Origin of the sequence: Paraburkholderia guartelaensis (genome assembly GCF_004353905.1) — a bacterium.
GTDB lineage: Bacteria > Pseudomonadota > Gammaproteobacteria > Burkholderiales > Burkholderiaceae > Paraburkholderia > Paraburkholderia guartelaensis.
Genome location: NZ_SMOD01000012.1, coordinates 214,855 through 240,047 on the forward strand (window position 1 = coordinate 214,855; position 25,193 = coordinate 240,047).

At 61.3% G+C, this 25,193-nt stretch carries 25 protein-coding genes; 15 read left to right on the plus strand and 10 right to left on the minus strand.

The genetic code is table 11. The features are described 5' to 3' along the window. Positions 1-138 precede the first annotated feature (138 nt). On the minus strand, positions 139-1,455 hold the full coding sequence (locus E1N52_RS17980) for a serine hydroxymethyltransferase (protein WP_133184103.1): 1,317 nt from the start codon (positions 1,453-1,455) through the stop codon (positions 139-141). Between the two features lie 223 nt (positions 1,456-1,678). On the opposite strand from E1N52_RS17980, the gene E1N52_RS17985 reads away from it, so the two are divergent. Further along, a complete protein-coding gene (locus tag E1N52_RS17985; protein WP_133184104.1) occupies positions 1,679-2,581 on the plus strand; it encodes a LysR family transcriptional regulator in 903 nt (300 codons plus the stop codon). Positions 2,582-2,622: 41 nt separating this feature from the next. On the opposite strand, the gene E1N52_RS17990 is transcribed toward E1N52_RS17985, so the two are convergent. The 4 genes from E1N52_RS17990 to E1N52_RS18005 all read right to left on the minus strand — a co-directional run bounded on the left by E1N52_RS17990 (position 2,623) and on the right by E1N52_RS18005 (position 5,085). After that, the gene (locus E1N52_RS17990; RefSeq protein ID WP_133184105.1) at positions 2,623-3,723 is read right to left on the minus strand and encodes a GGDEF domain-containing protein; all 1,101 of its coding nucleotides are present in this window, start codon (positions 3,721-3,723) and stop codon (positions 2,623-2,625) included. A gap of 101 nt (positions 3,724-3,824) precedes the next feature. Further along, entirely contained in the window at positions 3,825-4,040 is a 216-nt protein-coding gene (locus tag E1N52_RS17995) for a hypothetical protein (RefSeq protein ID WP_133184106.1), read from the minus strand. A gap of 427 nt (positions 4,041-4,467) precedes the next feature. Then, a complete protein-coding gene (locus tag E1N52_RS18000) occupies positions 4,468-4,671 on the minus strand; it encodes a hypothetical protein (protein WP_133184107.1) in 204 nt (67 codons plus the stop codon). A 63-nt stretch (positions 4,672-4,734) separates the two neighbouring features. Next, the gene (locus E1N52_RS18005) at positions 4,735-5,085 is read right to left on the minus strand and encodes a hypothetical protein (protein WP_133184108.1); all 351 of its coding nucleotides are present in this window, start codon (positions 5,083-5,085) and stop codon (positions 4,735-4,737) included. A gap of 477 nt (positions 5,086-5,562) precedes the next feature. Between E1N52_RS18005 and E1N52_RS18010 the strand changes: the two genes are divergently transcribed. From E1N52_RS18010 to E1N52_RS18025, 4 genes are all read left to right on the plus strand, one after another. Next, positions 5,563-7,197: an L-lactate permease gene (locus tag E1N52_RS18010; RefSeq protein WP_133184109.1), complete on the plus strand. Its 1,635-nt coding sequence runs from the start codon at positions 5,563-5,565 to the stop codon at positions 7,195-7,197. Between the two features lie 10 nt (positions 7,198-7,207). Next, complete coding sequence (locus tag E1N52_RS18015; RefSeq protein ID WP_133184110.1) at positions 7,208-7,426, plus strand: EmrB/QacA subfamily drug resistance transporter; 219 nt, start codon at positions 7,208-7,210, stop codon at positions 7,424-7,426. 126 nt (positions 7,427-7,552) lie between these two features. Beyond that, positions 7,553-9,157 carry a gamma-glutamyltransferase gene (gene ggt, locus E1N52_RS18020; RefSeq protein WP_246089112.1) on the plus strand — a complete coding sequence of 535 codons (1,605 nt, stop codon included), beginning with the start codon at positions 7,553-7,555 and terminating at the stop codon, positions 9,155-9,157. Positions 9,158-9,217: 60 nt separating this feature from the next. Beyond that, positions 9,218-11,026, plus strand: coding sequence for an SLC13 family permease (locus tag E1N52_RS18025; protein ID WP_133184112.1), 1,809 nt, complete (start codon positions 9,218-9,220; stop codon positions 11,024-11,026). Positions 11,027-11,046: 20 nt separating this feature from the next. On the opposite strand, the gene E1N52_RS18030 is transcribed toward E1N52_RS18025, so the two are convergent. Both E1N52_RS18030 and E1N52_RS18035 read right to left on the minus strand, forming a co-directional pair. Continuing rightward, complete coding sequence (locus E1N52_RS18030; RefSeq protein WP_246089113.1) at positions 11,047-11,694, minus strand: helix-turn-helix transcriptional regulator; 648 nt, start codon at positions 11,692-11,694, stop codon at positions 11,047-11,049. Positions 11,695-11,798: 104 nt separating this feature from the next. Further along, positions 11,799-12,767 (minus strand): ornithine cyclodeaminase family protein, encoded by a 969-nt coding sequence (locus tag E1N52_RS18035; protein WP_133184138.1) that lies wholly within the window; start codon positions 12,765-12,767, stop codon positions 11,799-11,801. A gap of 169 nt (positions 12,768-12,936) precedes the next feature. Here E1N52_RS18035 and E1N52_RS18040 point away from each other — a divergent pair, with 169 nt between their 5' ends. Both E1N52_RS18040 and E1N52_RS18045 read left to right on the plus strand, forming a co-directional pair. Next, positions 12,937-13,734 (plus strand): ABC transporter substrate-binding protein, encoded by a 798-nt coding sequence (locus E1N52_RS18040; protein ID WP_133184113.1) that lies wholly within the window; start codon positions 12,937-12,939, stop codon positions 13,732-13,734. 31 nt (positions 13,735-13,765) lie between these two features. Then, the gene (locus tag E1N52_RS18045; RefSeq protein ID WP_133184114.1) at positions 13,766-15,010 is read left to right on the plus strand and encodes an NAD(P)/FAD-dependent oxidoreductase; all 1,245 of its coding nucleotides are present in this window, start codon (positions 13,766-13,768) and stop codon (positions 15,008-15,010) included. A 1-nt stretch (position 15,011) separates the two neighbouring features. Here E1N52_RS18045 and E1N52_RS18050 read toward each other — a convergent pair whose 3' ends face one another. Next, positions 15,012-16,016 (minus strand): alpha/beta fold hydrolase, encoded by a 1,005-nt coding sequence (locus E1N52_RS18050; protein WP_246089114.1) that lies wholly within the window; start codon positions 16,014-16,016, stop codon positions 15,012-15,014. 125 nt (positions 16,017-16,141) lie between these two features. Between E1N52_RS18050 and E1N52_RS18055 the strand changes: the two genes are divergently transcribed. Further along, positions 16,142-16,750 carry a LysE family translocator gene (locus E1N52_RS18055; protein ID WP_133184115.1) on the plus strand — a complete coding sequence of 203 codons (609 nt, stop codon included), beginning with the start codon at positions 16,142-16,144 and terminating at the stop codon, positions 16,748-16,750. 82 nt (positions 16,751-16,832) lie between these two features. On the opposite strand, the gene E1N52_RS18060 is transcribed toward E1N52_RS18055, so the two are convergent. Beyond that, positions 16,833-17,267: a cupin domain-containing protein gene (locus tag E1N52_RS18060; RefSeq protein WP_133184116.1), complete on the minus strand. Its 435-nt coding sequence runs from the start codon at positions 17,265-17,267 to the stop codon at positions 16,833-16,835. Here E1N52_RS18060 and E1N52_RS18065 point away from each other — a divergent pair. Then, complete coding sequence (locus E1N52_RS18065; protein WP_205965626.1) at positions 17,266-17,775, plus strand: MarR family winged helix-turn-helix transcriptional regulator; 510 nt, start codon at positions 17,266-17,268, stop codon at positions 17,773-17,775. The genes E1N52_RS18060 and E1N52_RS18065 overlap by 2 nt on opposite strands. Positions 17,776-17,822: 47 nt before the next feature. On the opposite strand, the gene E1N52_RS18070 is transcribed toward E1N52_RS18065, so the two are convergent. Continuing rightward, complete coding sequence (locus E1N52_RS18070) at positions 17,823-18,707, minus strand: bifunctional helix-turn-helix transcriptional regulator/GNAT family N-acetyltransferase (protein WP_133184117.1); 885 nt, start codon at positions 18,705-18,707, stop codon at positions 17,823-17,825. A 307-nt stretch (positions 18,708-19,014) separates the two neighbouring features. Between E1N52_RS18070 and E1N52_RS44105 the strand changes: the two genes are divergently transcribed. The 6 genes from E1N52_RS44105 to E1N52_RS18095 all read left to right on the plus strand — a co-directional run bounded on the left by E1N52_RS44105 (position 19,015) and on the right by E1N52_RS18095 (position 25,191). Beyond that, positions 19,015-19,152, plus strand: a complete 138-nt coding sequence (locus E1N52_RS44105) for a hypothetical protein (protein ID WP_165979408.1) — start codon at positions 19,015-19,017, stop codon at positions 19,150-19,152. A gap of 286 nt (positions 19,153-19,438) precedes the next feature. Next, complete coding sequence (locus E1N52_RS18075) at positions 19,439-20,506, plus strand: asparaginase (protein WP_205965627.1); 1,068 nt, start codon at positions 19,439-19,441, stop codon at positions 20,504-20,506. 268 nt (positions 20,507-20,774) lie between these two features. Further along, entirely contained in the window at positions 20,775-22,154 is a 1,380-nt protein-coding gene (locus E1N52_RS18080) for an MFS transporter (RefSeq protein ID WP_205965628.1), read from the plus strand. Between the two features lie 76 nt (positions 22,155-22,230). After that, a complete protein-coding gene (locus E1N52_RS18085) occupies positions 22,231-23,232 on the plus strand; it encodes a LysR family transcriptional regulator (RefSeq protein WP_205965629.1) in 1,002 nt (333 codons plus the stop codon). Beyond that, the gene (locus tag E1N52_RS18090) at positions 23,210-24,625 is read left to right on the plus strand and encodes an aspartate ammonia-lyase (protein WP_133184119.1); all 1,416 of its coding nucleotides are present in this window, start codon (positions 23,210-23,212) and stop codon (positions 24,623-24,625) included. The genes E1N52_RS18085 and E1N52_RS18090 overlap by 23 nt, the downstream gene beginning before the upstream one ends. Then, a complete protein-coding gene (locus E1N52_RS18095; protein WP_133184120.1) occupies positions 24,622-25,191 on the plus strand; it encodes a prolyl-tRNA synthetase associated domain-containing protein in 570 nt (189 codons plus the stop codon). The genes E1N52_RS18090 and E1N52_RS18095 overlap by 4 nt, the downstream gene beginning before the upstream one ends. Positions 25,192-25,193 lie beyond the last annotated feature (2 nt).

A 25,193-nucleotide genomic window follows, 5' to 3' on the forward strand; every position in this document is an offset into this window, starting at 1 on the left:
TTCCTCCAAACCTTCAGATAGTGTCTCGAAACTTTCTTGTACTTCGGTATCCGAATCATGTTTGTGAGCCGGATTCCTGGGCCGATTGCGGACGGATCAGCATCTCCGCCGCAAAACCTGGCGTTCTCGGGTTTCCCTTCAGCGCAGATAGTGCAGTTGAGAAAACTGCCGGCGATACTCACTCACGGCGGGTGCCACCTCTTCAGGGGGCTTGCGGCGCAGCAGAACGTCGGCAATGAAGCGGGCGAGCCGTGGCATGTCGTTGGCGGTCATGCCCCAGCGAACGAGTTCCGGCGTGCCCATGCGCAGGCCGTTGACATCGCCGGCTATTTCTTGCAGCGGCAAGCCGATGCCGCACGAGAGAATGTTGGCGCGCCTGAGAAGCTTCGCCATCGTCTGGCCGCCGCCGAACTCATGCGCCTCGATCGCGAACTGATGCGACGTGGTCATGCCGCGGTCACGCGCAAACACGGGGAGACCTTCTTCCATGAGCGCGGTCGCGAGGGCTTTGGCAGCTCTCACCATCTCGGCGGCGTAAGGGCGGCCAAACGCCTGCCAGTCGAGCATGGTCATGGCGATCGATGCCGACTTGCCCGCGTCGAAATTGGCCGTCAGGCCGGGGTAGGCGATGGCATCGAGCTTGCGGGCAAGCTCCGCGTCGTTGGTCACGATCAATCCGCCGGCCGCGCCCGCCAGGCTCTTGTACGTGCTCATGGTCATGAGATGGGCACCCTGCGTGAGCGGCTGCTGCCACGCGCGGCCCGCGACGAGACCGCACAGATGTGCGGCATCGTAGAGCAGCACCGCGCCGACTTCGTCGGCAATCGCGCGTACCTCCTCAACCGGATGCGGAAACAGGTTGAGGCTCTGGCCTAGTGTGATGACCTTCGGCCGCATCCGCAGCGCGTCTTCGCGCAGGGCATTCAGATCGACCGTGTAGCGTTTCGCATCGAACGCCATCAGGTGTGGCTTGACGCCGTACATTCCGGCGGCACCGTTGACGTGATGGCTGAAGTGGCCGCCGACCGTCGCAGGCGGCACGAATACCGTATCGCCCGGTTTCGCCGCCGCAACGTAGGTGTAGAGATTCGCCAGCGCGCCGGAAGCAACGCGAATCTCCGCAAAGCGCGCGCCAAATACCTGCGCGACGAGTTCGGCGGCGAGCACTTCGATTTTCTCGACACCTTCCAGGCCCATTTCGTACTTGTCGCCGGGATAACCCAGCGACGGGCGCGAACCGACGCCTGCTGCCAGCAACGCTTCCGCCTTGGGGTTGATGGCGTTCGTGGCCGGATTCAGGTTGAAACAGTCGCGCTCGTGGATGACACGATTTTCTTCGACGAATGCGAGCAGATCCCTCTCGTTCTGCTCGGGAGTCTGGTAGGCAAAGCGTTTGACCAGCGATTGAATGTAGTTCTCCGGGTCGCGCGGAACCCAGGGGCGAGCTTCCAGCATGATGACTTCCTTGTCGATAGGTCTGTGTGGATGGCGATCGGCTGACCCGTACTAGCGGCATCGGCGCCCGCGTGGACGTGCGCCGTCGCTCCAGGCCGTACTGACGTCCGCAGCCATGGAACCCATCGTAGGCGGTGAATTTACACACGTATACTTATTGTTTTTTGTGTAATAGATTAGAAATTCTGTTGAATTCGCCGCTATCTGGCAGGGGGTAAACACCATGGAAGTGGGTCGCCTGCGGGCGCTGCTGGAACTGTCGAGGCGTGGCACGATTGCGGCTGCCGCAGAGGCGCTGTTCCTCACGCCATCAGCCGTATCGCAGCAGATTGCCCAGCTCGAAGAGGAGGCGGGCGTCAAATTGACGGAGCGCGTCGGACGCGGTGTCCGGCTCACCGGCGCGGGGCAGACGCTGGTCGGTTACGCGGAGCGGGTCATGGTCGTACTCGACGAAGCGCGCTCCGAACTGGCCGTGCTGCGCCGGGAAATCGCGGGTGAATTGCGGGTCGCCGCGTTTCCCTCGGTCGCGTCCGCGGTGCTGCCGGACACGGTCAAGTCATTGCGGCAAGTCTTTCCTCGCCTCGATATCATCCTGGAAGAAATGGAGCCGGTCGACGGGCTCTCGGCGCTGCGCTCCTGGCGAGCGGACATTGCGTTGATCGACGATCTGTCGCTCGTCGTCGGAGACAAACAGGAAAGCGTCGGTGTCGTGCCGCTGGCCGAAGACGTGCTATCGGTGGCGCTCGCGACAACTCACCCTCTGGCCGGGAAGGCTTCGCTGAGCGTGGCCGAACTCAAGCATGAAAGCTGGGCAATCGATTCGACCTCGAGCGTGTTTGGCGACTTCATCGCCAATCTATGTCGACGCGCAGGGTACGAACCGAGGATCAACGCGAAATGCCGCGGCTTCGAAGTGGTTGGCGCAATGGTGGCGTCCGGGTGCTCTGTGTCGATCGTGCCGGGGTTACGGCTGGTGCGCCCGCCTGCCGGCGTCGCGTGGGTGAAGCTGAGACCGGAGGTGCGCCGGAAGATCTACGTGGCGTTTCGGCGCGGAGAACGTCATCACCCCGCGATCAACGTCTTCGTCGAGGAGGTGGTCAGAACTGCGGCCCATCTCCTTGGATAGGTCCGCGGTGGTGGACATCGAAGCACGTCAGGCGATGCGCGTCACCACGTCTCCAGTTCGGCGACGACGGATCTGTTTTTGCCTCGCCGCTTCGCTTCGTAGAGCGCACGGTCAGCGAGCCGGAACGTCTCTGGCACGCCGATTAACTCCGAGATGCTCGAGACCCCGATACTGACCGTTACCCTGTGCCCGGAAATTTGCGCCACCGCGACGGCGCCGCAGATTTCACGTGCGAGGGCGTCCGCACTTTGCTGGTTGCCCGAAAAGATCACGCCGAACTCTTCGCCGCCAAGGCGACCGCAAATGTGCGGGCTGGCGCTTTCTTCGATGGCTCGCGCCACTGCGACCAGGACCTCGTCGCCGACGTCGTGCCCCGCGGTGTCATTGATCTGCTTGAAATCGTCGACATCGATGAGCAATAGCCAGAATTCCTCGCTGGAGCGGCGGTCCTGGCATTCATTGACTTCCAGCATGAAGCTTCGGCGATTCGCGATCCCGGTGAGTGCGTCCCTGAATGCAAATCGTGCCAGTTCGCGCTGCACCAGAAACGTCTTTTTCCGTTCCTGTGTGAAAAGGAGATTGAGCAGGAGACCGAGCGCAAGCGCGGCGAGCACGAACAGCAATATCCAGTTGCGGTCCGGTGAAGTCATCAGCGCCATCACCTCGCCGTGGGAGATGATCAGCCAGACAGTCAGTGCGCTTGCGAGATAGTTTAAATACCCGGAAAACACGGGGGCCATGCCCACGTTGATCGCAACGCCGATGGGAAGCACCCAGAACGCAGGACTACCGGTGCCGGGCATATTGGAGTGAAACGCCAGCGCCACGAATGCTGCGCATGCGAAGCGGCCCAGTGCGTCCAGCCGCAGTCCTCGTGAGGCGTACGTCATACCCATCGCGAGGAGGATGCCGGTGACGGCGACGAGCGTGCCTGCTACATCGAAGTGCGCATGGGGATTCGCGAACGCTCGCGACATGAGCCACGACACGAGCCCGAAGAACTGGACCGCCACAGCGAGATGGCGCGAGCTCTCCGCCGCATTTTCAAGGAAGAGACGCAGTTCTGTGGCGTCCCGAAAACTGCGTCGTTTCTCGAGAAATTGGGTTCTTCCCGTGTACGGCATGCCAGCGACCACCACCATTCAGGAACATTTGGATACGCCTCGGTATAACGACATGGCTGGCAATTCCTTTAGCGTGACATGGCCCCATCTCCAGCGGCGCGCGATAGCTGGCGCGTAGGCTAGCCGAAGCGGGCGTCCAGCCATCGCCTCGCCCAGTTCTCCGCATAGGCAATCGCATCCTCGCGTGCGTCGAATCCGGCGAGATCGCCGCTGGAGTGGATTTCACACTCGCTCCCATCACTATGGCTGGTGCTGATGCGCGCATGCGCCATATATTCCCCGTCCGCCCGGCGCGGCGTTGGGTCGATACGAAACCGGTCTGGAACTGAACGCATATTTCTCTCCCTGAATCACAGTGCGGAGTCCATAAGCCGCCCGCGACTGTGGACGGCCGCATTCGTGGTCTGCGATGGAGGGGAGCGGCGCGATCCCTGAGAAGTGGCAGCAGGAGGAGCGGCGGGATCGGTCGCAGTCGACGGATGTTTTCATACTACGCCGGCGCCTTCATTTGTGCAGGGGAGATTTCGACCTGCGTTCCCGCGCATTCCTTAACCGTGCGCGCGTCTCGATCAGGCCATTGAGTCGCGGATTGCGCGTCAACAACGTCGATCTTCATCGCGGCTGTGGCAGGTGCAGGCGTAGCCCTGCAGGTGTCAGCGGCAAACTTGAGCGAGGCATATACTGGGCTCGTCGCGGTGCCAGCCCTGCCTTCCGTTGCGGCCGGTTGCGGCGAGTCCGGAGAGGGGCATCATGAACGACCCATCAGCCGAGGAGCTTGAGCTTCTCACCGCAGACCTTCACCTCGCGGAAGCTCGAACGAGGCTGGCGGCACTGACGGTGTGCGTCCAGCGTCAGCGGGATCAGGGCGCCACCGACATGACAGGAGAGCATTTGCTTTTCGTCATGCGCGACATCATGCAGACAATGACACTGCACCGCGACCTGCTCAGACGCGAGGTCGAGCATCAGCGCAGGCTCTCATGCGAAAGGCGAGCACGGTGGCCGGTGGGCTAAACGGTCATTCCGGCGTCAGTGCTGGCAAACGCCTGTTGTGAGCCGGGAATCAGGAACGTGCCCAAACTGGGCAAGCAACAACTCGATGCGAAGAAGCGCGCAGATTGGCCGGTCCAGCACGACGAGGGATCGGGCGATGTTGCAGGCGCTTTGAACGCATACGTCCTGAGGCAGTCGCTCCTCGACGAAGTCGATGAATTTAGACAGATCGGACCGCACGCGTGTCTTTTCGCCGGCCCAGAGATCGATCGCCTGCATTTGCAGGGCTGCGAGACTCAGCAGATAGTCACTGCCTCTAAACGCGTTGATTCTATCCATCGCCGCCGTATCCCTGGAACCGGCGAGCTCAATGCCGTAACTCGTCATGGGTCAGCATACGCCGGGGGCGAGCCAACCGTCCCCAACATAGGCGTGTCCGAAACGCGTGCTTTTCGGAGCGGCGCGTGTGGGCTATTTCACTGGAGCGAAGAAAAACCCCTTTTCGGCGCTTGCTTCGGCGAACGGCATCCCAACGTGTGAGATGTCCTGCGTTCGGAAAACGCCGATGTTTCATTGCGGGCGCAATCGTTGTTGACAGAAACAACGAGGAAACCTGCGATCCGCTCACGAGAAAGTCTTTCGCTTTTCTCCGAATTTCAGTAGTCGATTGAGAACGACGTTAAATAACAAAAATAATTTTTAAAGAAAGTATAAGCCACTGAAATCGGAAAAATGTTGCACAACGAAATAAGTCACCGGATTTTTAGCTTGCGGCTTAAACAAAAGCGACTATCATCAGGTCAATCGATTTCCGAGCCGAATCTCCCACCATAAGCGGAGACGTTGTCGGTATGAGGGAAGGAGATGGCTGAGACATCAATTCCGGTCGATCTGATTCACTGGATTCTGGCAACACTTTCCATCGTTGCGCTGCTTGTCTTTCTCGTGCCACTTCGCTGGCGCGCGCCTGAGGCGGGTCCGGGTGCAATGTTCGTGGCGGGTTTGATTGCCTTTTTCGCATTCCGCACTCCGCTTGGGACATTGACTGTCGCAAGCGCGAAGGGCGTATGGGACGCCATATTCATCCTGTATGTCATGTGGCCTGCATTGCTGCTCTATCAGATCACCAAGCAGGCTGGCGGATACGATGCACTCCGGCACGGGATTTCCCGCTTTAGCCGGAATGAATTGTTCGTCATTCTCGGGCTCGGCTGGGTATTTTCATCGTTTCTTCAGGGCATCGCGGGCTTCGGCGCGCCGATTGCCGTTGTTGCACCGCTTTTGCTCGCAATTGGCGTCAGGCCGGTTTATGCCGCCGCCATTTCAATCATTGCGCATGCGTGGGCACGGTTCTTTGGCACGCTTGGCGTCGGCTGGCTGGCGACGTTGCAGGTGGCGGATGTGCAGGACGTGACGCGGGCCGCGTTCGAATCCTCGCTACTCCTGCTCATTCCCACATACTTTGGCGGGCTGCTGATCGTGTGGCTGTATGGACGGTGGGCCGCGGTGCGTCATGCATGGCCGCTCGTCCTGATTCTTGGCACCATACTCGGCTTCGGCCAGCTGATATTTGCGTTCCTGAGTCCGGAACTTTCCACGTTTCTCGCAGCGGCCATTGCGCTGATCGCGCTGTACCCGCTCTCTCGCTGGCGCCGTTTCAGCGAGCCGGTTCCGCAAGCCGATGTGCCGGAGCGGCCCGCAATGGACGAAACGGCGGTCCGTACCGCATCGGATGCGAGCGAGCCGGTGATGAGCATCGGCATGGCCTTTCTGCCGTATGTCGTGCTCACGGTCGTCACGCTGGGTATTTTGCTGATCGATCCGCTGAATAACGCCTTGCGGCAGTTCCGTATCGGTCTGCCGTTTCCCGAAGTGACCACGGGGTTCGGCGTGACGAATGCGGCGGTCGCGCGTTATGCGCCGTTTGCACCGTTCACCCATCCGGGAACGATGCTGCTGATATCGGCCATCATCGTGTGGATTGTCTATCGCGCGAATGGCTACTACGGGGCGTGGCAGTCGCGTCACGGCAAGGAGAATCTCGGGCGCTCGCTCATTGTGGATGGCGTGCCCGCGTCGCTGCCGGTCATCGCGTTCCTCGTGACGAGCCGGGTTCTCGATCACAGTGGACAGACCATGGTGCTCGCACACGGAATTGCCGACGCATCGCCCCCGCTCGTCTACGCGGGCATTGCCAGTGTGATCGGCGCGCTCGGCGCGTTCATGACGTCGAGCAGCACCGCATCGAACGTCCTGTTCGGCGGCTTGCAGAGCGACGTGGCGCAACTGCATTCGCTGCCCGTGGAGGCGATCGTGGCAGCGCAGGCGGCGGGCAGCGCCTACGGGAATGCCATCGGCCCCGCGAATATCGTGCTGGGCACCAGCATCACCGGTATCAAGGGGCAGGAAGGCGCGGTCATGAAACTCGCCATCCCGTGGACGATCATCGTGGCCATCCTCACCGGGATAGGCACGATTGTTCTCGTCATGCTCGCGTGAGGTCATCGGCATGGACAAGCTCGTTGCAGAAACGGTGGCGCTGATCCTGATGTTCCTGGCCTTTCCGCTCACCAGCAGGGGCGCGACCACCGGTAACACGCTGCTGCTGAGCCTCGGCCTGCTCTGCGTGATTGCCGGCGGCGCGCTGCCGATCATCACGCGGTTCATGGATCACTCCAAAGACAAGGTCAGGGACGCGGGCATCGAGTTCGACGATCGGGCCTCCTGATTGACGCGTCGATTTCGCGCGTTGGAGCGTGCCGCTTTGCCGGATTCACATCACGGGAGCGCATTCATCATGAGTCATCCAAACGGCCCTCGCACCGGTCGGCCACCCACACGTGCACCGCAAGGGATGGTGTCGACTCCTCACTATCTTGCGAGCCAGGCCGGTGTCGAAATGCTTCAACGCGGCGGCACGGCAGTCGATGCGGCGATTGCCGCAAATGCAGTGCTGTGCGTCGCCTACCCGCACATGGCGGGACTGGGCGGCGACGGATTCTGGCTGATCGCCGACGGCAAGAGCGAGCAGGTCTACGCCATCAATGCGAGCGGACCCGCTGCGCAGCAAGCCACACTGGCCCGCTATCGAGGCAGCGCCGGCGCCGACGAAATCGCGGCGCGCGGGCCGCAGGCCGTGCTCACCGTGCCGGGCGCGATCGACGGCTGGCGTCTTGCCCACGAGCGCTTCGGGCGGTTGTCGTGGACGGAACTGTTTGCGCCTGCGATCGGCTACGCGCGGGACGGCGTGCCGGTGAGCCGCTCGCTCGCGGACTGGACGGTACAGGACGTGCCGATCCTCACGAAATATCCCGAAACCGCGGCGATCTTCATGCCGGGGGGCCGTGTGCCGGCAGACGGCGAACGGCTCGTGCAGGGCGCGCTCGCACGCTCGCTCCAGCATCTCGCCGATCACGGCGCGCGGGCGGGATTTTACGAAGGGGATCTCGCCGCACGGATTTGCGGCGCGATCGGTCAGGCGGGCTCACCGCTGGAGGCGGCCGACTTCGCCGCGTACCACGCGCAATGGGTGACGCCGATCAGCACGACGTACCGCGGCAATACGGTGTATGAGCTGCCGCCGAATACACAAGGGTTCACGCCGCTGCAAATCCTGAACCTGATCGAAGGCTACGACGTCACCGCGTGGGGCGACGGTACGGCGGACTATTATCACCACCTCGCCGAAGCAGTGAAGATTGCGTTTGCCGACCGCGAAGAGTGGCTGACCGACCCGGATTTCGTCGCGATACCGGTGGACGAGCTTATCTCCAAGGCGTACTGCGACGACCGCCGCAAGCTGCTGGACCCCGAGCGTGCGCTCGACATCGCAACGGTGCCCGCGGGCATTCCGTATCAGCATCCGCACGAGCGCCGCGCGCCGGACGGCGACACCTGCTACTTCTGCGCCTCGGACAAGGACGGGATGGTCGTCTCGCTGATCCAGTCGATTTATCACGACTTCGGCAGCGCGGTGGTGGGTGGCGACACCGGCATCATCATGCAGAATCGCGGCGCTTTTTTCTCGCTGAACGAGCATCATCCGAACAGCCTGCAGCCGGGCAAGCGAACGTTCCATACGTTGATCCCGGCGCTGATGTCGCGCGACGGCAAGCCTTGCCTCGCATTCGGCTCGATGGGCGGGGAAGGGCAGCCGCAGACGCAGGCGGCGCTCGTCACGCGGATCGTGGACTTCGGCTACGACGTACAGCAGGCCATCGAAGCGCCGCGCTGGCTGATGGGCCGTACCTGGGGCACCAAATCGCGCAACATGTCGCTCGAGGGGCGCATTTCCGACGAGGTCGTGCGCGAACTGAAGCGCCGGGGGCAGCCCGTGCAGATGGTCACGCACTGGAATGACAACATGGGACACGCGCACGCGATCCGGGTCGATCGCGAACAGGGCTTTTATGAAGGCGGCGCCGATCCGCGCGGAGATGGCGCGGCGCTGGGCTACTAGCGTTTGCGGCGGCTGACGGCGGACTGGCGCACTGGTGGATTCGCACGAAGGGTCGAACACATGAACCCGATGATCGTTACCTCGCTCATTCTTGCCGTAACGATGGTGCTGTTCATCTGGAACAAGCTGCCCGCGGCGGTCGTCGCCGTCATGTCGTTGCTCGCGCTGTACCTCACGGGCGTGCTGACGATGCACGAGGCGTTGGGCGGATTCGGCGATCCGCTCATCGTCTTCATCGCCGCGCTGCTGGGCGTCGGGATCGGCCTCGAAACGACCGGCGTGGGTACGTGGGCGGGCCAATGGCTCATTCGTCATGCCGGCCAGAGCCATAAGCGGCTCATCGCTTCGCTGCTGATCCTGTCCGCGATCTCGACGGCATTGATCGGCATGAACGGCGCCGTTGTCGCGATGTTGCCGATCGCGGTCATCGTCTGCGTACGCACGCGGCTCGAGCCTTCCCAACTGATGATGCCGGTGTCGATTGCGTGCCTGACCGGCGCCAAGCTGACACTACTTGGCAGTCCTGTTAATGTCATCGCCGCGAGCGCGGCCGATGCGGCAGGTGGCGTGCCGATCCGCTTCTTCGAATGGTCGATCGTGGGCCTACCGCTTTTCGCGGGCAGTCTCGTCATCATTCTGGTACTCGGGCCGCTCTTGCTGCCCAAGCGCAGTTCGGGATCGCTGCCTGCCGATTTCAGCCAGCATGCGCACACGCTCGTCGAACAGTACCGCATGGCCGACGACGTGTGCCGGCTGCGCGTGCGCGCCGGCTCGCCGTTCATCGGCAAGACGACGGCCGACATCGATCTGACGCAATACCCGGGCCTCAGCGTCCTCGCGCTCATGGGCAAGGAGGATGAGGAGCTGGGCGGGCAGGAAGCGGCGGAGGGGCAGCACCTTCTGGTGCGCGGCGACGCGCAGGTTGTGGCACGACTGGCAAACGACCTGCACCTCGCCATTCGCGAGCCGTACGCGGAATCGCAGGCGGTGACCAATGCGTTGTTCAACCGCTCGTCCGGCCTTGCCGAGGTGGTGATCCCGCAGCGCTCCGCGCTAATTGGTCAAAGCGTGTTTCCGGGCATGGCGACGCACGAAGGAGACCTGATCGTTCTCGCCGTCCAGCGGGGTGGCGAAGACGTGCCTGGACCGTCCACGAATCTGCTTGCCGGCGACCATCTGCTGTTCCGGGGCACATGGGAGGCACTGGACAAGCACTTCTCCGACCCGCAGATCCTGATGGTCGATGCGCCGCAAACCGTCCGGCGCCAGACGGTCGCGCTCAGCCGCGGCGCGCGCGAGGCGCTCATCATCCTCGCTGTCCTGGTCGTACTGCTTACGACCAATGTCGTACCGGCTGCTGTGGCCACGCTGATCTGCGTGACGGCGATGGTGCTGACACGCGTGATCAAGCTGAGCCAGCTGTATTCCATCGACTGGAACACCTGCGTGCTGGTCGGCGCGCTGATCCCGCTCGCCACTGCGATGTCGAAGACCGGGCTCGCATATCTGCTTGGCGACTACGTGATCCAGATCGTCGGCACCGGCGGCCCGCGTGCCGTGATGGCAGGGCTTTTCGTCGTCGCGGCTGTGCTGACCCAGGTCATCTCCAACAACTCTTCCGCGCTCGTGACCGTGCCGATTGCGGTTGCCACAGCGCGGGAACTCGGGGTGTCCGCGACGCCGTTCCTGATCGCGGTCGCGCTGGGCGCCGGCGCAGCCCACCTCACGCCAATGAGCACGCCGGTGAACATCGTCACGTACGGGCCGGGTGCGTACGCGTTCGGCGACTACTGGAAGATCGGTGCGCTGATCGTGTTGTGGTCGATGGCGGTGGTCGTGTTCATTGCGCCGTTGTACTGGCGCTTCTAGTCAGGCATTCGCTCGCACGCTTATTCGGCGTCATCCTTCATTTCGCGCAGATGCTTGTAGACCGTCGCGCGCCCCATCCCCAGGACCTTCGCCACGTAATTGGCGGAACTCTTGCCCTTGAACGCGCCTTCGGCATACAGCGCTTCGACCAGTTCGCGCCGGTGTTCGCGCGTGAGCGAGTTGAGCGCGATCTGCCTCTCGCGCAGCCAGCCGTGCAGGAAGGTGTTGATGCGCTCCTGCCAGTCGTCCTTGAAGAGTTCCTCGGGCTGTGCGATCACGCCTGCGCCCCGCAGGAAAAGGTTGAGCGTGGCCTGCATGTCGTCGAACGCGGCGATGTTGAAGTTGATACACATCACACCCGCCGCGTGCCCTTCATCGTCGAACAGCGCCGTGCTCACGCAACGCATGCGCCGGCCGTCCCAGTTCACCTTCTCGTAGGGGCCGAGCAGCTTGTTGCGCGTGGTTTCCTCGACGTCTTCGAGCGCGGAGTCGTCGCCGATCTCGCGCTTCGAGAGATTGTTCGAGAGATACGCCACAGTCTGGTCCGTGAGGTCGTGAATCACGACCTCCGCGAACGGGAAGAACAGCGTGGTGATGCTGTCCGCCACGTGCGCATAGCGCGAGAGCAGCAGGTCGCGCGCGGTCTTCGGGCTGGCGGTTTTTTTCACGCGGATTGGCTCGTTTTCTCGTTTCGGCATCGGACTGGGACTGGGTTGCGGCACAAAGGATGTCGATGATACTGCGATCGCTCGATGCCGCGCATCAACAGGCATCAACGTGCGCTTCGCAGATGTGCATACAGCGCGTTCGCGACGGCCATGTCCTCGAGGCCAAGTCCGATCGAGCGGAAGAATGCATGGCGTGCGTAAGCCGGTCTCGGGCACGCGTCGTTGGCGAGTTCCGCGAGATCGCCCGCGATCGCATCCGGCGACCAGCCGTGCTCGCGCGCGGCCAGCACCATTTCGCCTGCGCTTTGCGGCGTGGTGTGGCGATAGTCGCAGTACACATCGAGCGAGGGCAGCGCGGCCGGATCGATTTCATGCGCGTTTGCGACGTTCGTGCTGATCGAAGTGATGAGCGCGGGTTTCGTGAGCGTGTCCAGCGCGAGCACGGGCTTGCCCGACGAGGTGCACAGCATCACCACGTCGGCGTCTTGCACGCAGGCTTCGGCCGTCTGCGCCATGCTTGCCCGTGCGTCCAGGGCGCGCAGTTCAGACTGACGCTGTGCGTCGCACGCGAGCTTCGGCGAAAACACGCGAATGCTCTCCCACGCGCGAAGCGGCGCAACGTGACGAATATGCGCCAGCGCGACCGCGCCCGAGCCGATCACGGCCAGGCGTTTCGCCTCGCGCGGCGCGAGCTGGTCGACGGCGAGCGCCGTGGTGCCCGCGGTGCGCTCGGTGGTGAGCAGCGCCGAGTCGCACCACATGAGCGGCTGACCCGTTTTCATCGACATCAGCGCGGTCCACGCGGTGATGATGGGCGGCTGGCCTTCGGCGCCGACGATATACGGCGAGAGTTTCGCGCCGAAGACGCCCGCTTCGGCCAACACGCCGAGATAGGTGATGAAGTCGCCTGCCTGCTTCGGGAACAGCGTGAGGGTTTGCGGCGGCTGCACGGCGTCGCCGCGGCCGAGCGAGGCGAACAGGCGGGCCAGTTCGCCCCGCACGTCGAGGCTGGGCAGGGCGGCTCGCACCTGGGCGGCGTCGACGACGAGCGGCGCGGCGATGGCTTGGGACATCTCGTTCATGTTGGGGCTCCGGAGTCGCGGTGTAGACATTTTTGTCCATTCTAGACTTTATTTTTATTTTTCGTCTATATTCCTCCTGCGGCCGCGGCCCTCGTGAAAGGGCGCCGCACGAAAGCGCAACACACGTGAACAGACACTTATTACGAATTGGGTGACGACGATGAACAGGAAGATGATTCGCTTTGCGGCTGCGGCCAGCCTTGCGTGCCTGGCGGGTATGACGGCGGGCGCGGCGCACGCGCAAGACCCGAAAACGCTGCGCTTCGGCGTGGAGGCGTCCTATCCGCCGTTCGAGAGCAAGACGCCCTCGGGTGATCTGCAAGGCTTCGACATCGATATCGGCAACGCGGTGTGCCAGAAACTGCAGATGAAGTGCGTGTGGGTGGAGAACAGCTTCGACGGCCTGATCGCCGCGCTCGAGGCGCGCAAGTTCGACGTCATCAACTCGGCCATGAACATCACCGACAAACGGCGTCAGCAGATCGCCTTCACGCCCGCCATCTACGTGATGCCGATCCAGATGGTCGCGAAGCGCGGCTCGGGCCTGCAGCCCACGCCGGCGAGCCTGAAGGGCAAGTCGGTTGGCGTGCTGCAAGGCTCGACGCAGGAAGACTATGTGCGCAAGCATTGGGGCACGCAGGGCGTGAACGTCGTCACCTACGAGAACCAGGACCAGATTTTCGCGGACCTCGCAGCCGGGCGCCTGGACGGCGCGGTGCAGGAAGTGCAGACCGCCACGGACGGCTTCCTGTCGAAACCGCAGGGCAAGGGCTTCGAATTCGCGGGCGCGCCGCTCAAGGACCCAGCCACGCTCGGCGAAGGCACGGGCTTCGGCATGCGCAAGGACGACGCGGCGCTCAAGGCGAAGGTGGTCGCCGCGATCGATTCGCTGCGCCAGGACGGTACGCTCACGAAGCTGTCGATGAAGTATTTCGGCCGCGATATCGTCGCGAAGTGATGTTGATGACTTTGGAATCCAGAGCCGATTCATGAGCAAGAGCGCGATCGTTCTCGGTGCGGGAATCGTGGGCGTGAGCGTCGCGCTGCATCTGCAGGCGCGCGGCGTGCAGGTCACGCTCGTCGACCGGCGCGGGCCCGGCGAGGAAACGAGCCATGGCAATGCGGGGTTGATCGAGTCGTCGTCGGTGGTGCCTTATGGCTTTCCGCGCGACTGGCGCACGCTGCTGCGCCTCGTGCGCAACGACTCGACCGTGCTGCGCTACGACGTGCGCTCGTTGCCCGCTTATGCACGCTGGCTCGCGTCCTTCTGGCGCGAGTCGTCGCCGGCGCGCCTCGCGCACGCCGCGCACGACATGCTGCCGCTCATCGAGCGCAGCGTGGCCGAGCACGACGCACTGATCGAGCGTGCCGGCTTGCGCGAAATCGTGCGGCCCGTCGGCTGGCTCGAAGCGTGGCGCTCGGCCGCCGGCCTCGAACGCGAAATGCGCACGGCACAGGGCGTGGCCGACGCACACGGCCTACATGTGCAGATGTTCGACGCACCGGGCCTGCTCGCACTGGAGCCCTCACTCCACGAGGGCTATGCGGGCGCGATTCACTGGATCGATCCCGCAAGCGTGGCGGATCCTGGCGCGCTGACAAAGGGCTATGCGCAATTGTTCCTGCGTGAAGGCGGTACATTTGCACGGGGCGATGCGCGTACGCTGATGCCCGAAGGCAAAGGTTGGCGAGTGCAGACCGAGGAAGGACCGGCGAGCGCCGAGCTTGCGGTCGTGGCGCTCGGCCCCTGGTCGGATCTCGTGACGCAGCCGCTCGGCTACCGTGTGCCGCTCATGGTCAAGCGCGGCTATCACATGCACTACGCGAGCGAGGCGCGTGCGCCGCTCGTGCGTCCGGTGGTGGATATCGAAGGCGGTTACGTCGTCGCACCGATGCGTCGCGGCCTGCGTCTCACCACTGGCGTCGAGCTTGCCACGCGCGAGCGGCCTCCCAACTACGCGCAGCTCGACGCGGCCGAGCGCGAAGCGCGTCCCGTGTTCGGCCTCGGCGCGCGGCTAGACGAAACACCGTGGATGGGCTTGCGCCCGTGTACGCCCGACATGCGCCCGCTACTTGGGCCTGCGCCGCGCCATGCGGGGCTGTGGTTCGCGTTCGGTCACAATCATCATGGGCTCACGCTAGGGCCGGTCACGGCGCGCCTCGTTGCCGAGCAAATCGTCGGTGAAACGCCGTTCATCGATCCCACGCCGTATTTGCCCGCGCGATTTAGCTAGGTCAGTCGTGCCCTTCAGCACGGACGGAATCGACGACAGCCTTCACGGCATTGACGACTACGTCCGGCCGCTCGAATTGAATGTCGTGGTCCGAGTCGACATACTCATGGCGGCTATTTGACGACCACGTGGCCTCATCGTCCTGCAGCCGCTTCCAGATGATGCGCACTTGCTCTCCCTGAGCGCTCGTAATTTTCATCGATTGAAGCGCTGCCGGTGAGAACGGCGCCATCGCGGTCAGTACATAGAGAGGGCGTTGCCCGAGTTGACGAAACGTTCCGGCCTCAGCAAGTGTCTCATTCAAGGCATTGTTCTCCCGTAGCATGGGCGCAAGGGAAGTGGGCGCGTACGCCCTGATGGCCTGAACGTCTTCGAGGCTTTGATTCGGCGCTTGTTGGACCAAACCTGGCGCCAATGCGCGCACGAGCCCGCTCCACGCCAGCGATGCGGCGAGCTCGGCCAACATCGTGTCCGATGGCGGCATAACCGTTTGAAGTGCCTTAACCTGATCCGGGTGCGATGCGTCGACGAATACCAGGCCTGCAATGTCCGCGCCGTAGAATTTTGTGTAGGCCATGATGTACGGGCCTCCCAACGACTGTCCGACGATCACGAACGGACCATGCTCACCGGCCGTGCTCAACGCGCGATGCAAATCTTCGGCGACAGTTCTTGCATCGAAAGCCCCTTTGCCTGGCTCACTCCACATAATCCCAGCGCGGCTATAAGAGCACGTGCGCGTCTTCTCGGCTACGGAAGGCTGAACAGCTGACCAGCTCAAAGCACCGCTCAAATCCAGGCCAGATTCAAAAACTACCGTGGGCGAGCCAGTGCCGATGCAATAAAGCTGGATATTTCGACCGCCAACGTCGACGAGTTCCCCGGGCGGAGAAAAGCGCTTCCTGGTCACGTGCCGCTCATAAGCTTCGAAGGTGGCACCCGATGCAGTGACAAGAACGATTAATGCGAGTCCCGCCAATGCAATACGAATAATCCAGCGTTTCACGACGTTTTCCTGATAGGCCGGTCGCGTGGGATTATGCACCTCTTTATGGCGGCGACTACGTTTATGGCAAGCTATATGGCAATCTCAACCCGGACCTAGCCAAAACCGTGAGCATTCACACATACATGCTGTTCGTCGGCGCCAGTCTCATTTTGTGCCTCGTCCCCGGTCCCGATATGTTGTTCTTGCTTGGGCGGACGATCGCCCAGGGGCGCGGGGCAGGCCTTTGCGCTGCATTCGGGATTAATCTCGGCGCTTACGTGCACCTGCTTGCCGCGGTAACCGGTCTCTCTGCGATTGTCCTCGCATCGGCGACGGCGTTCACCGCTGTGAAGTGGCTAGGTGCTGCCTATCTGGTCTATCTCGGCTTGGGAGCATTGGCCTCCAGGGGAAGCGTTGCTATTCCTGTTGGCGACGCCAGGAAAAAAGCTTTGCGGCTCATCTTTTGGCAAGGCTTTCTCAGCGACGTGTTAAACCCGAAAGTCGCGCTGTTTTACCTCGCATTGCTTCCCCAGTTCATGAACGCGCACGACCCAAATCCTCTGAAGCATCTCATCGCGTTGGGCGTGATTGGCAATATGGTTGGAATAGCGACGAGCATTACCTATGTGTTTCTCGCAGCGCGAATGACAAGTGCACTTCGCCGCAACCAGGCTATTTCATATTGGCTGACCAAGACCATGGGCGCCTTGTTTGTCGGATTAGGCCTGAAGTTGGCAACAGAGAAAATCTGATATGGCGATCACTTAGAATCTGTCAACGATTCAGGGGGATGTCGCAAGGTCGCCCATAGCCGCGAGATCAGCCGCGTTGTACTCAAGACGCCAGTTCGATCCCGTGGCGCATCATCACGGCCTTTATCATGTCCATATTCGGTGGGCCGCCGGCGCCCAACACGCCGGCTACCTCGCGAAAGTAGTCAGGCCCGATGTTGGCGGGCGAAAACACCAAGAGCGCACGAGCGGGGACTTCGCCCGGATTCGAAAAATGATGGACGCTGCCGCGCGGTGAGAAGCAGTAATCGCCCACGCTCAGGACGCGCACGCAGTCGTCGACCCGGTAGGTCAGCGATCCCTCCAGGACGTGGATCGTCTCGTCAACGTCGACGTGGCGATGAGGGGGCGGGACTTTGGCACCTGGCTGGACAACCATTTCCGCCATCGCCATATGGCCTGTGGTGTCCCGCCCATCGACCAGGAAGCGCATCGACAGTTGTCCGATGGTGATCAGTTCGTCAGGCGCTGAATGCATGGCGAAACTCCACGGCGTTATGGTAAAGTCACTTTACTATATGGGCACCAAACGTCAATCCCTTTCTACGCAAAGATTTTTCGGCGATCCGGATCCCGATGATCCGCTCATCGGGGCCCGGCTGCGCTTTTGCCTCAACCACGTAGAGCAGCGCCTGGGCGAGGCGTTAGCCGCGGCCGGCTTTGCAGACATCCAGATTGCCCACTTCAAGGTATTGCGCTTTCCTCCTCCGGAAAACGAGCGTCCCATTGACCTGGCACAGCGCGCGGGCATGTCCAAGCAGGCGATGAACTATCTGCTACTGCAACTTGAAGAGCTGGGCTATGTGCAGAGGATTGCGATGGGGGACTCTTCCGCGCGCCTTGTTTCTCTGACCGAGAAGGGCTGGAAAGTGGCTGAAATACAGCGCGCCACGGTGCACGAGATCGAACGCGAATGGGAGCGGCGGCTCGGTGCGGAACGCTTTCAGACGTTTTATGCGGTGCTGAAGGAACTGACGGACGGGTGATCAATCAGCGACTGCCGTAACTCCACAATGCAACGAACTACGGCCGTTCAGCCTAGCCGCTTTTCAAACCAATGATGGGCATACGGCTCCGCGCTGAACGCATCGATTTCGATGTATCCAGATTGCCGGTATAGCGAGATCGCCTCGCGCAGAGCGCGATTTGTCTCCAGCCGGATAACACGCGCTTTAGCCTGCCGCGCACGTTTTTCCGCTTCAACAATCAATCGACGGCCTACACCCATGCCGCGAGCCGAAGGACTCACCCACATTCTCTTAAGCTCCGCCGGCGCCTTCTTATGAAACTTAAGCGCGACGCAGCCGATCGGGCTTCCATGGAGCCTAGCGACAATCAACGCGCCTTCTGGCGCCGTAAGCTCATGCACATCTGCCGATAGGCTCAAGGCTGGATCGAATCCAGCGTCAAAGCGCTCGTCAAGTTCACCGAAGTACTGTTCAAAGCACCACTGCGCATCATCGCTTTCCGGCTTCTCAAGCGCAAACTGCACAAGAGAGGCCTTTAGCAAACGCTCGACCTCGGACATGGCTTCGATCAGTCGCCGGCGCTGCTCGTCGCCGAGTGGTTCGAGCGCACGTAAAGCGACCGCGTCGGAGAGCCGTTCGAGCTCGGCCCTTTCAATCAGTCCTTCTTCAGTCAGGCACGCCCGGCGTACTCTGCGGTCGGTCGAATGAGTAAGGACGGCGACAAGTTTCTGCCTCTCAAGAGACGCCAAGGTACGGCTGACATAACCCGAATCGAGGTTTAGCCGCGCGCGCAGCATACGAATATCCGCACCTTCGACACCGATTTCCCATAACAGGCGTGATTCACCCATCGGCCGGCCTCGTCCGAGGAAATGATCGTCGATAGCGCCGATGCTTTCGGCGACTATGCGGTTAAAGCTACGAACCTGGCGAATGTCGGATGCGTCCATATCTCTGACTTTAGTCAGAGATATCGATTCCGTCAACATCGAGCCTGGCGAGGGGCAACCCATCGAGGACCGGGTGGGCCAACAACCAATGCGAGACGGAGCAAGCAGCGTGAGCAAGCGATAGCCATCGTAGCGAGTACCTCAGCGCAAACGATTAGAAATGCTTTGACCGCCCGATATTTGAGCGCACGATAGGCGAACGCGGCTTGGTGGTCATGCTTGTACCAGAGGTTGGCAGCATGCCCGGGCGCGGCGGCGACATCCGGAGCTGTGAAAAAACGCAAGGCGGCGACTCAAGGAGCGAGCGATGAAATTCTATGCACGTGAGTACGAGGGGCGGCTGGAAGTGTTTAGCTTCGACGGGGTTTACAGAATTCGCATCACTCAGTTGTGCGGCGCGGCAAAAAAAAGCGTTCGCAGATACCGTCGAGCTATGGATAAGTGACGGCATATCGGTAGATGAAGCCGTCGCCCGAGAGGCCGAGTCGTTAGCCCGATTAATTAAGGAATACTAGAAAGAAAGAGGCCGCAGCGGTGCTGCTTGCCTGCTGTCGTTAGCACCTTCATCTTCCGTACACCACAGTATCAGTTTATCTAATGATGCCCTATGCCTGATTTGATTTCCTGAATGTGTCACTACACTCGTCTTCAGAGATACGCCAATTCTGATGGCTATCCAGCGTTCCACTCTTCCAATCTGGAGACGTCCTGTGAGAGACAACCACGCTCGAATGAGCACCTACTTGTGCCGGCTTTTAGCAGGTCTTGCATTCTGCCTGTTCTCGGTGGCTCCGGCGATGGCGCAATCGACATCGCCCGGAACACTGCCCCACGTTGCAGTGCTGGCAACCGGCGGCACGATCGCAGGAACCGCGGGGAGCGAGACGCAAACGACGGGCTATAAGCCAGGCGTACTGACGGCTGACGCGCTTCTTAAATCGGTTCCGTCACTGGGCAAGGTTGCGCAGGTGTCCGGCGAGCAGATTTCGAATGTCGGAAGTGAGAACATCACCAACGATATCCTTCTAAAGCTTGCCAAGCGCGTGAATCAGCTTCTTGCTCAACCGGATATCGCGGGTGTCGTGGTGACTCACGGCACCGATACCCTCGAAGAAACAGCATATTTTCTCGATCTCGTCGTCAAGAGCGACAAGCCCGTGGTCGTCACGGGATCGATGCGGCCGTCGACGGCCATCAGTGCCGACGGCCCGAGCAACCTCCTGCAGGCAGTCACGGTTGCCGCGTCGCCGGAGGCCCGCGGCCACGGCGTCATGATCGTGCTGAACGACCGGATCGGCTCGGCTCGCTACACCACGAAGACCAATGGCACGTCGCTGGATACGTTCAAGGGAAACGATTCCGGCTACCTGGGCACGCTGGTTGACGAGGTTCCTCACTTCGAGACGTCCGTGTTGAAGCGCAACACCACTTCAACGCCGTTTGACGTGTCGAAGCTCGATTCTCTTCCGGAAGTCGATATCGTCTACGGCTATCAGAATGACGGCGGCTTCATGTACGACGCCGCAGTTGCGCACGGAGCAAAGGGCATTGTGGTCGCAGGCGTTGGAGCAGGCAGCGAATCACTCCTCACACTTCCGTCAATCAAGAAGGCGATCGCCCAGGGCGTGATTGTGGTCCGCTCCTCCCGTACAGGGGGCGGATTCGTACCGGAAGATCCGGCCTACGTGGGGCTTCTCGGCGACGATCTGAACCCTCAGAAGGCCCGCATTCTTCTCATGCTCGCGCTCACGACAACCAAAGATCCGTCGAGCATCCAGGCAATGCTTCACGAGTTCTGAGCCGCTTCGCCGGCTGAGAGCCGGTGAAGAGGGTTCGTTCAGGCGCGACGGTGCTGCCAAAGCACCGCCGCGCCGCGTGCCGTTCCCGCTCCGAGCCTGGACCCGATTGGCGTGCGTCGAGGTGCTCAACTTCAACCCCCGCGTGACATACTATTAGAATCATTGATACTGACACCGGACATGCTGTTTTCTTGAATTCGAGTCCCTACACTGGTTTCAGAAGGCGCAGACAGGCGCCTCGCTGATAACCAGAGTCCAGGAGACGAAAGTGAGCAAGCAGATATTGATGGAGGACGTTCCGCTGCGCGGTTTCCACTTGCGCGTGGCGTTTAGCGGTACCGGCGGACAGTTCAGCGACGGCTTCGTGCTGGGCATCATCGGAATCGCAGTAAGCATGGCTGCGGGCGCACTTCATCTGAACGCGCTCTGGATGGGCGCGCTCGGTGCAGCGTCCCTTGCCGGCCTGTTTTTTGGAAGCATGTTTGCAGGTCCGGTGGCGGACAGATATGGACGCCGCACCATTTTCGCCTTTGACATGCTGCTCTTTGCAGTGATTTCAGCAGCGCAATTCTTTGTGACGTCGCCGACCCAACTGCTGGTGTTGCGCGTGCTGCTTGGTCTCATTCTCGGCGCTGACTATGTCGTGAGCAAATCGCTTGTCACGGAGTTTTCGCCACGCCGCTATCGTGGCCGTCTCCTGAGTGTGCTCGCGGCAGCCTGGGCGGCGGGCTACGTCTGCGCGTACCTCGCTGGCTTCGCCATTCGCGATATCGGCCCCGACGCATGGCGGATCATGCTGGCCGCCAGTGGATTGCCCGCACTGCTGATCCTCCCATTCCGTCTTGGTGTACCCGAGTCGCCCATGTGGCTGATGAAACGCGGCCGGAAAGACGAGGCACTGAAAATCATCCGCGCAAAGTTCGGTCCGGAGACCATTCTGCCTGCACCGTCTGCCGAACCTCAGCAACGTCGTGGTGCCTGGTCAGAACTGTTCTCGGCCCGCTGGAGAAAGAACACGCTGGTCGGCTGCGTGTTCTACACGTGCCAGGTCATTCCATACTTTGCGCTCGGTACCTTCTCTCCGAAGGTGCTTCAAGCCTTGCAGGTCAAGGACGGCTTCGTCGGTGGACTTGTCTATAACGTGCTGCTGTTCGCCGGAGCAATCTTCGGATTGCTGATCGTAGACAGGCTCTCGCGCCGTGCATTTCTCGTTGGCAGCTTCTATCTCGCTGCAATCGGACTCGCGGTGCTCGCTTACGCCGGATTCGGGCCGCTCGGCACAATACTCGCCTTTGGCATCTTCGCCTGCATTCTCTCGGCTGCGGCGAACCTCGAGTTTGTCTATCCGCCAGAGCTTTTCCCGACCCACCTGCGTGCGTCAGGCGTCGGACTGGCCGTTGCCTCCAGCCGGTTCGGCTCCGCGATCAGTACGTTCCTCCTGCCCGTGGCCGTGCAGCAGGTTGGCATTCACGCTGCGCTCGGTGTGTGCGTGGCCGTATTGGTGTTCGGTGGCGTGTTCTGTCATTTGTTCGCACCGGAGACCGGCAAAGAGAGTCTTTCGGATATGGGTTCTGGTCACGGCAGCAACGAGCCGGCGGTGGACGGCAGCCAGAACGTGAGCCTGCATACAGCGGGCCATCGCCACTGAAGCCCTGGCGTCTGACGCTCCCACGTTGGCGCACGCATGGCGATGTCTGCTGACTGTAACTATGGGAGAGTCCATCGTGTCGCTCAACAAGCCAATCGATATGTATGCGGTACAGGTGTTCGTCGCAGTGGCGGAGGAGGGCAGCATGTCTGGTGCGGCCGCACGCATGGGTATTTCCCAATCGGGTGTCTCGCAGATCATTCGCCAACTGGAAGACGAACTGGGCGTCGTGCTGGTCAATCGCACGACCCGTCCCCTCGCGTTGACGCCGTACGGCATCGCATTGCGGAACCGCGGAGCGGTACTCAGCGAGGAGATCGCCAATCTGAAGGCCCAGGTCGTCGAAGCGGGGCGCGGCATCAAGCCTGATCTTCGCATCGGATTTGTCGACTCGTTCGCGGCCACGTGCGGCTCGGCGTTTACGAAGCGGCTGCTGGAGAAGGTATCGCAGCTGTCGATCCGTACGGGATTGAGCCCGCAGCAAGGCGAGGCGCTGCTGCGGCGCGACCTGGATCTCATCGTCACGAGCGACGCGTTGATCGACGCCAATGACGTAGTGCGCTTCCGGCTCCTCTCCGAGAAGTACTTTGTCATCACGCCGCGGGATTTCCGCAAGCCGGTTCGAACCATGGAGGACATCAGGGCGTTGGCCAATGCATTGCCCATCGTGCGCTTTAACCGCAAATCACAGGTCGGCATGCAGATCGAGCGCTATCTGCGCCGTATCGATCTTCGCATGCCGACGAGGCTCGAGCTCGACAACGCCGATGCGCTCACTTCGATGGTGGCAGAAGGCATCGGCTGGGCTGTGACCTCGCCGATGTGTCTGTTGCAGGGTGCAGCTTACGCGGACCAGGTGACGCGCCACGTTGTCGACAGGCTAGGCCTCGAGCGCTCGCTATATCTGGTAGCGCGACGCGACGAATACAGCGCTTTCTTCGAAGACGCGTGCGACACGGCGTCCGAAGTGATCGAAACATCGTTCCTGCCGCGAGTGAAAAAGGCACTCGGTCAGGAAATTGAACAACTGATTGATGTTGGAAACAGGAACTCAAATGAACAGCCAAGCCAAAGCTGAAACGCGTGCCGAACGCGACTATGTTGGTGAAGTCGATATTCCGGTCGACAAATTGTATGGCGTCAATTCGGTAAGAGGCGTCGACAATCTCACGGTTTCTCCTCTCAGCATTGCTCACTACCCGGCGTTTGCGGTGGCTTTCGCGCAGTGCAAATGGGCGGCCGCGCTCGCGAACCGGGACACCGATGTCATCACGCCGGAACAATGCGATGCAATCAGCCGGGCGTGTCAGGAGATCATCGAAGGCCAGTTTCGTGACTCGCTGATCGTCGATCTGCTCGAGGGCTCGGGTGGCACGTCGACGAACATGAACTTCAACGAGGTGATCGCCAATCGGGCGCAACAGCTTTTGGGTCACGTGCCGGGCTCGTACGACGTGATCCATCCCAACGACCATGTCAACCGCTCGCAGTCCACGAACGACGTGTATCCAGCCGCGCTGAAGATTGCGACGTACGCGATGCTCGGACCGCTCATTGCGGAAGTTGAAAAGCTGGCTGAGCAGTTCGATCGCAAGTCGATCGAGTTCGCCGATGTCCTTCACCTCGGCCGTACGTGTTTGCAGGATGCGCAGCCGATGCGTCTCGGTCAGCTTTTTGGCGGTTATGCATCGCTTGCGCGACGTCTGGCGGAAGAATTGACGGCAGTGCGCGACAAACTTCGGACGCTGCCGCTGGGTGGTACCGCGATTGGTACGGGTTTTGGTGCGCCCGCTAGGTATCGATCCGCCGTCTATCAACACCTCTCGGAGATCGCGAGTGTTGACTATGTCGCGCCGGCAAACTCGTTCGACGCGATGCAGAATATGGACGTGTTCTCGCGCGTTTCAGGCGAGCTTCGTACCTGTGCGGCGTCCATTGCAAAAATTGCATCGGACCTGACGGTTCTCTCCTCCGGACCCGTGGGTGGAATCGGGGAGTTGCGCCTTCCGGAGGCGCAAGCCGGTTCCTCGATCATGCCGGGCAAGGTCAATCCCGTGCTGCCGATGGCGATGATCCAGCTGAGCTTTGCGGTCATAGGCAATGATGTCGCGGTGGCTCAGGCTGTCCAGTATGGCGAACTGGAAATCAATCACTTCGAGCCTGTCGTGGCTTCCCGTGTGTTCGACAGCATCATGCTGCTGACCAACGGCATCGAGAGGTTCACGCAGAAGTGTGTTGCCGGCATCACCGCCGACGTTGCATGCAATGAGCGACACCTGATGGACTCGATGGCTGTGGCCACGGCGCTCGTGCCGAAACTTGGATATGCTCGTGTCAGCAAGCTGGCGCGGCAGTCGGTTGCGGAAGGCCGGCCACTGGTGCAGATTCTCGAGGAATCGGGTCTGCTGTCGCGCGACGACACGCTGTCGCTGATCGATACGGCCTCGTACCCGGTTTTTGAGCCGAGGTGATCGACTGCTTGCCGGCGCGCGAGATGCGGCCGGCATGTGCAACATTCTGGATCGAACGGGAAATGATAGAAAGGGATGAACTGCTAGAACTGCTCGAGCAGCAGGATGTGCCGTTTGAATGCGAGTTTCACGAGCAGGTGCTCAACATGGCGGATTCCGGGGCGCTCAAGCTGTCGCTTGACGGCGCGCGCTGCAAGAATCTTCTGCTGCAGGACAAGCAGGGCGGTCTGTACCTCGTGGTGACGACCGCGCATAAATCGCTGGATCTGCCCGCCGTTGCGAAGACGCTGAACAGCAAGCGTCTGTCGTTCGCTTCGGCCGATCGTCTCTTCGATCTGCTTGGGGTGAGGCCTGGCTCGTTGAGCCCACTCGCCTTGGTCAATGACCGCGCTCATCACGTTCGCCTCGTGATCGACAACGACCTGGCGCACGAACCGGTCTTTTTGTTTCATCCACTCGACAGCACGGCGACGATCGCGTTGTCGAAGCGAGATCTCGAAGATTTTCTGCAGCGCATTGACCACGCTCCGTCGTGGTACGCCCTCGGAGCGAGACAGGCGGCTTGAAG

Coding starts and splice junctions, on each gene's coding strand:
- E1N52_RS17980 (WP_133184103.1), bottom strand. CDS start 1,455: ATGCTGGAAGCTCGCCCCTGGGTTCCGCGCGACCCGGAGAACTACATT.
- E1N52_RS17985 (WP_133184104.1), top strand. CDS start 1,679: ATGGAAGTGGGTCGCCTGCGGGCGCTGCTGGAACTGTCGAGGCGTGGC.
- E1N52_RS17990 (WP_133184105.1), bottom strand. CDS start 3,723: ATGGTGGTGGTCGCTGGCATGCCGTACACGGGAAGAACCCAATTTCTC.
- E1N52_RS17995 (WP_133184106.1), bottom strand. CDS start 4,040: ATGCGTTCAGTTCCAGACCGGTTTCGTATCGACCCAACGCCGCGCCGG.
- E1N52_RS18000 (WP_133184107.1), bottom strand. CDS start 4,671: ATGCTCGACCTCGCGTCTGAGCAGGTCGCGGTGCAGTGTCATTGTCTG.
- E1N52_RS18005 (WP_133184108.1), bottom strand. CDS start 5,085: ATGACGAGTTACGGCATTGAGCTCGCCGGTTCCAGGGATACGGCGGCG.
- E1N52_RS18010 (WP_133184109.1), top strand. CDS start 5,563: ATGGCTGAGACATCAATTCCGGTCGATCTGATTCACTGGATTCTGGCA.
- E1N52_RS18015 (WP_133184110.1), top strand. CDS start 7,208: ATGGACAAGCTCGTTGCAGAAACGGTGGCGCTGATCCTGATGTTCCTG.
- ggt (WP_246089112.1), top strand. CDS start 7,553: ATGGTGTCGACTCCTCACTATCTTGCGAGCCAGGCCGGTGTCGAAATG.
- E1N52_RS18025 (WP_133184112.1), top strand. CDS start 9,218: ATGAACCCGATGATCGTTACCTCGCTCATTCTTGCCGTAACGATGGTG.
- E1N52_RS18035 (WP_133184138.1), bottom strand. CDS start 12,767: ATGTCCCAAGCCATCGCCGCGCCGCTCGTCGTCGACGCCGCCCAGGTG.
- E1N52_RS18040 (WP_133184113.1), top strand. CDS start 12,937: ATGAACAGGAAGATGATTCGCTTTGCGGCTGCGGCCAGCCTTGCGTGC.
- E1N52_RS18045 (WP_133184114.1), top strand. CDS start 13,766: ATGAGCAAGAGCGCGATCGTTCTCGGTGCGGGAATCGTGGGCGTGAGC.
- E1N52_RS18055 (WP_133184115.1), top strand. CDS start 16,142: ATGCTGTTCGTCGGCGCCAGTCTCATTTTGTGCCTCGTCCCCGGTCCC.
- E1N52_RS18065 (WP_205965626.1), top strand. CDS start 17,266: ATGGCGAAACTCCACGGCGTTATGGTAAAGTCACTTTACTATATGGGC.
- E1N52_RS18060 (WP_133184116.1), bottom strand. CDS start 17,267: ATGCATTCAGCGCCTGACGAACTGATCACCATCGGACAACTGTCGATG.
- E1N52_RS18070 (WP_133184117.1), bottom strand. CDS start 18,707: ATGGACGCATCCGACATTCGCCAGGTTCGTAGCTTTAACCGCATAGTC.
- E1N52_RS44105 (WP_165979408.1), top strand. CDS start 19,015: ATGAAATTCTATGCACGTGAGTACGAGGGGCGGCTGGAAGTGTTTAGC.
- E1N52_RS18075 (WP_205965627.1), top strand. CDS start 19,439: ATGAGCACCTACTTGTGCCGGCTTTTAGCAGGTCTTGCATTCTGCCTG.
- E1N52_RS18090 (WP_133184119.1), top strand. CDS start 23,210: ATGAACAGCCAAGCCAAAGCTGAAACGCGTGCCGAACGCGACTATGTT.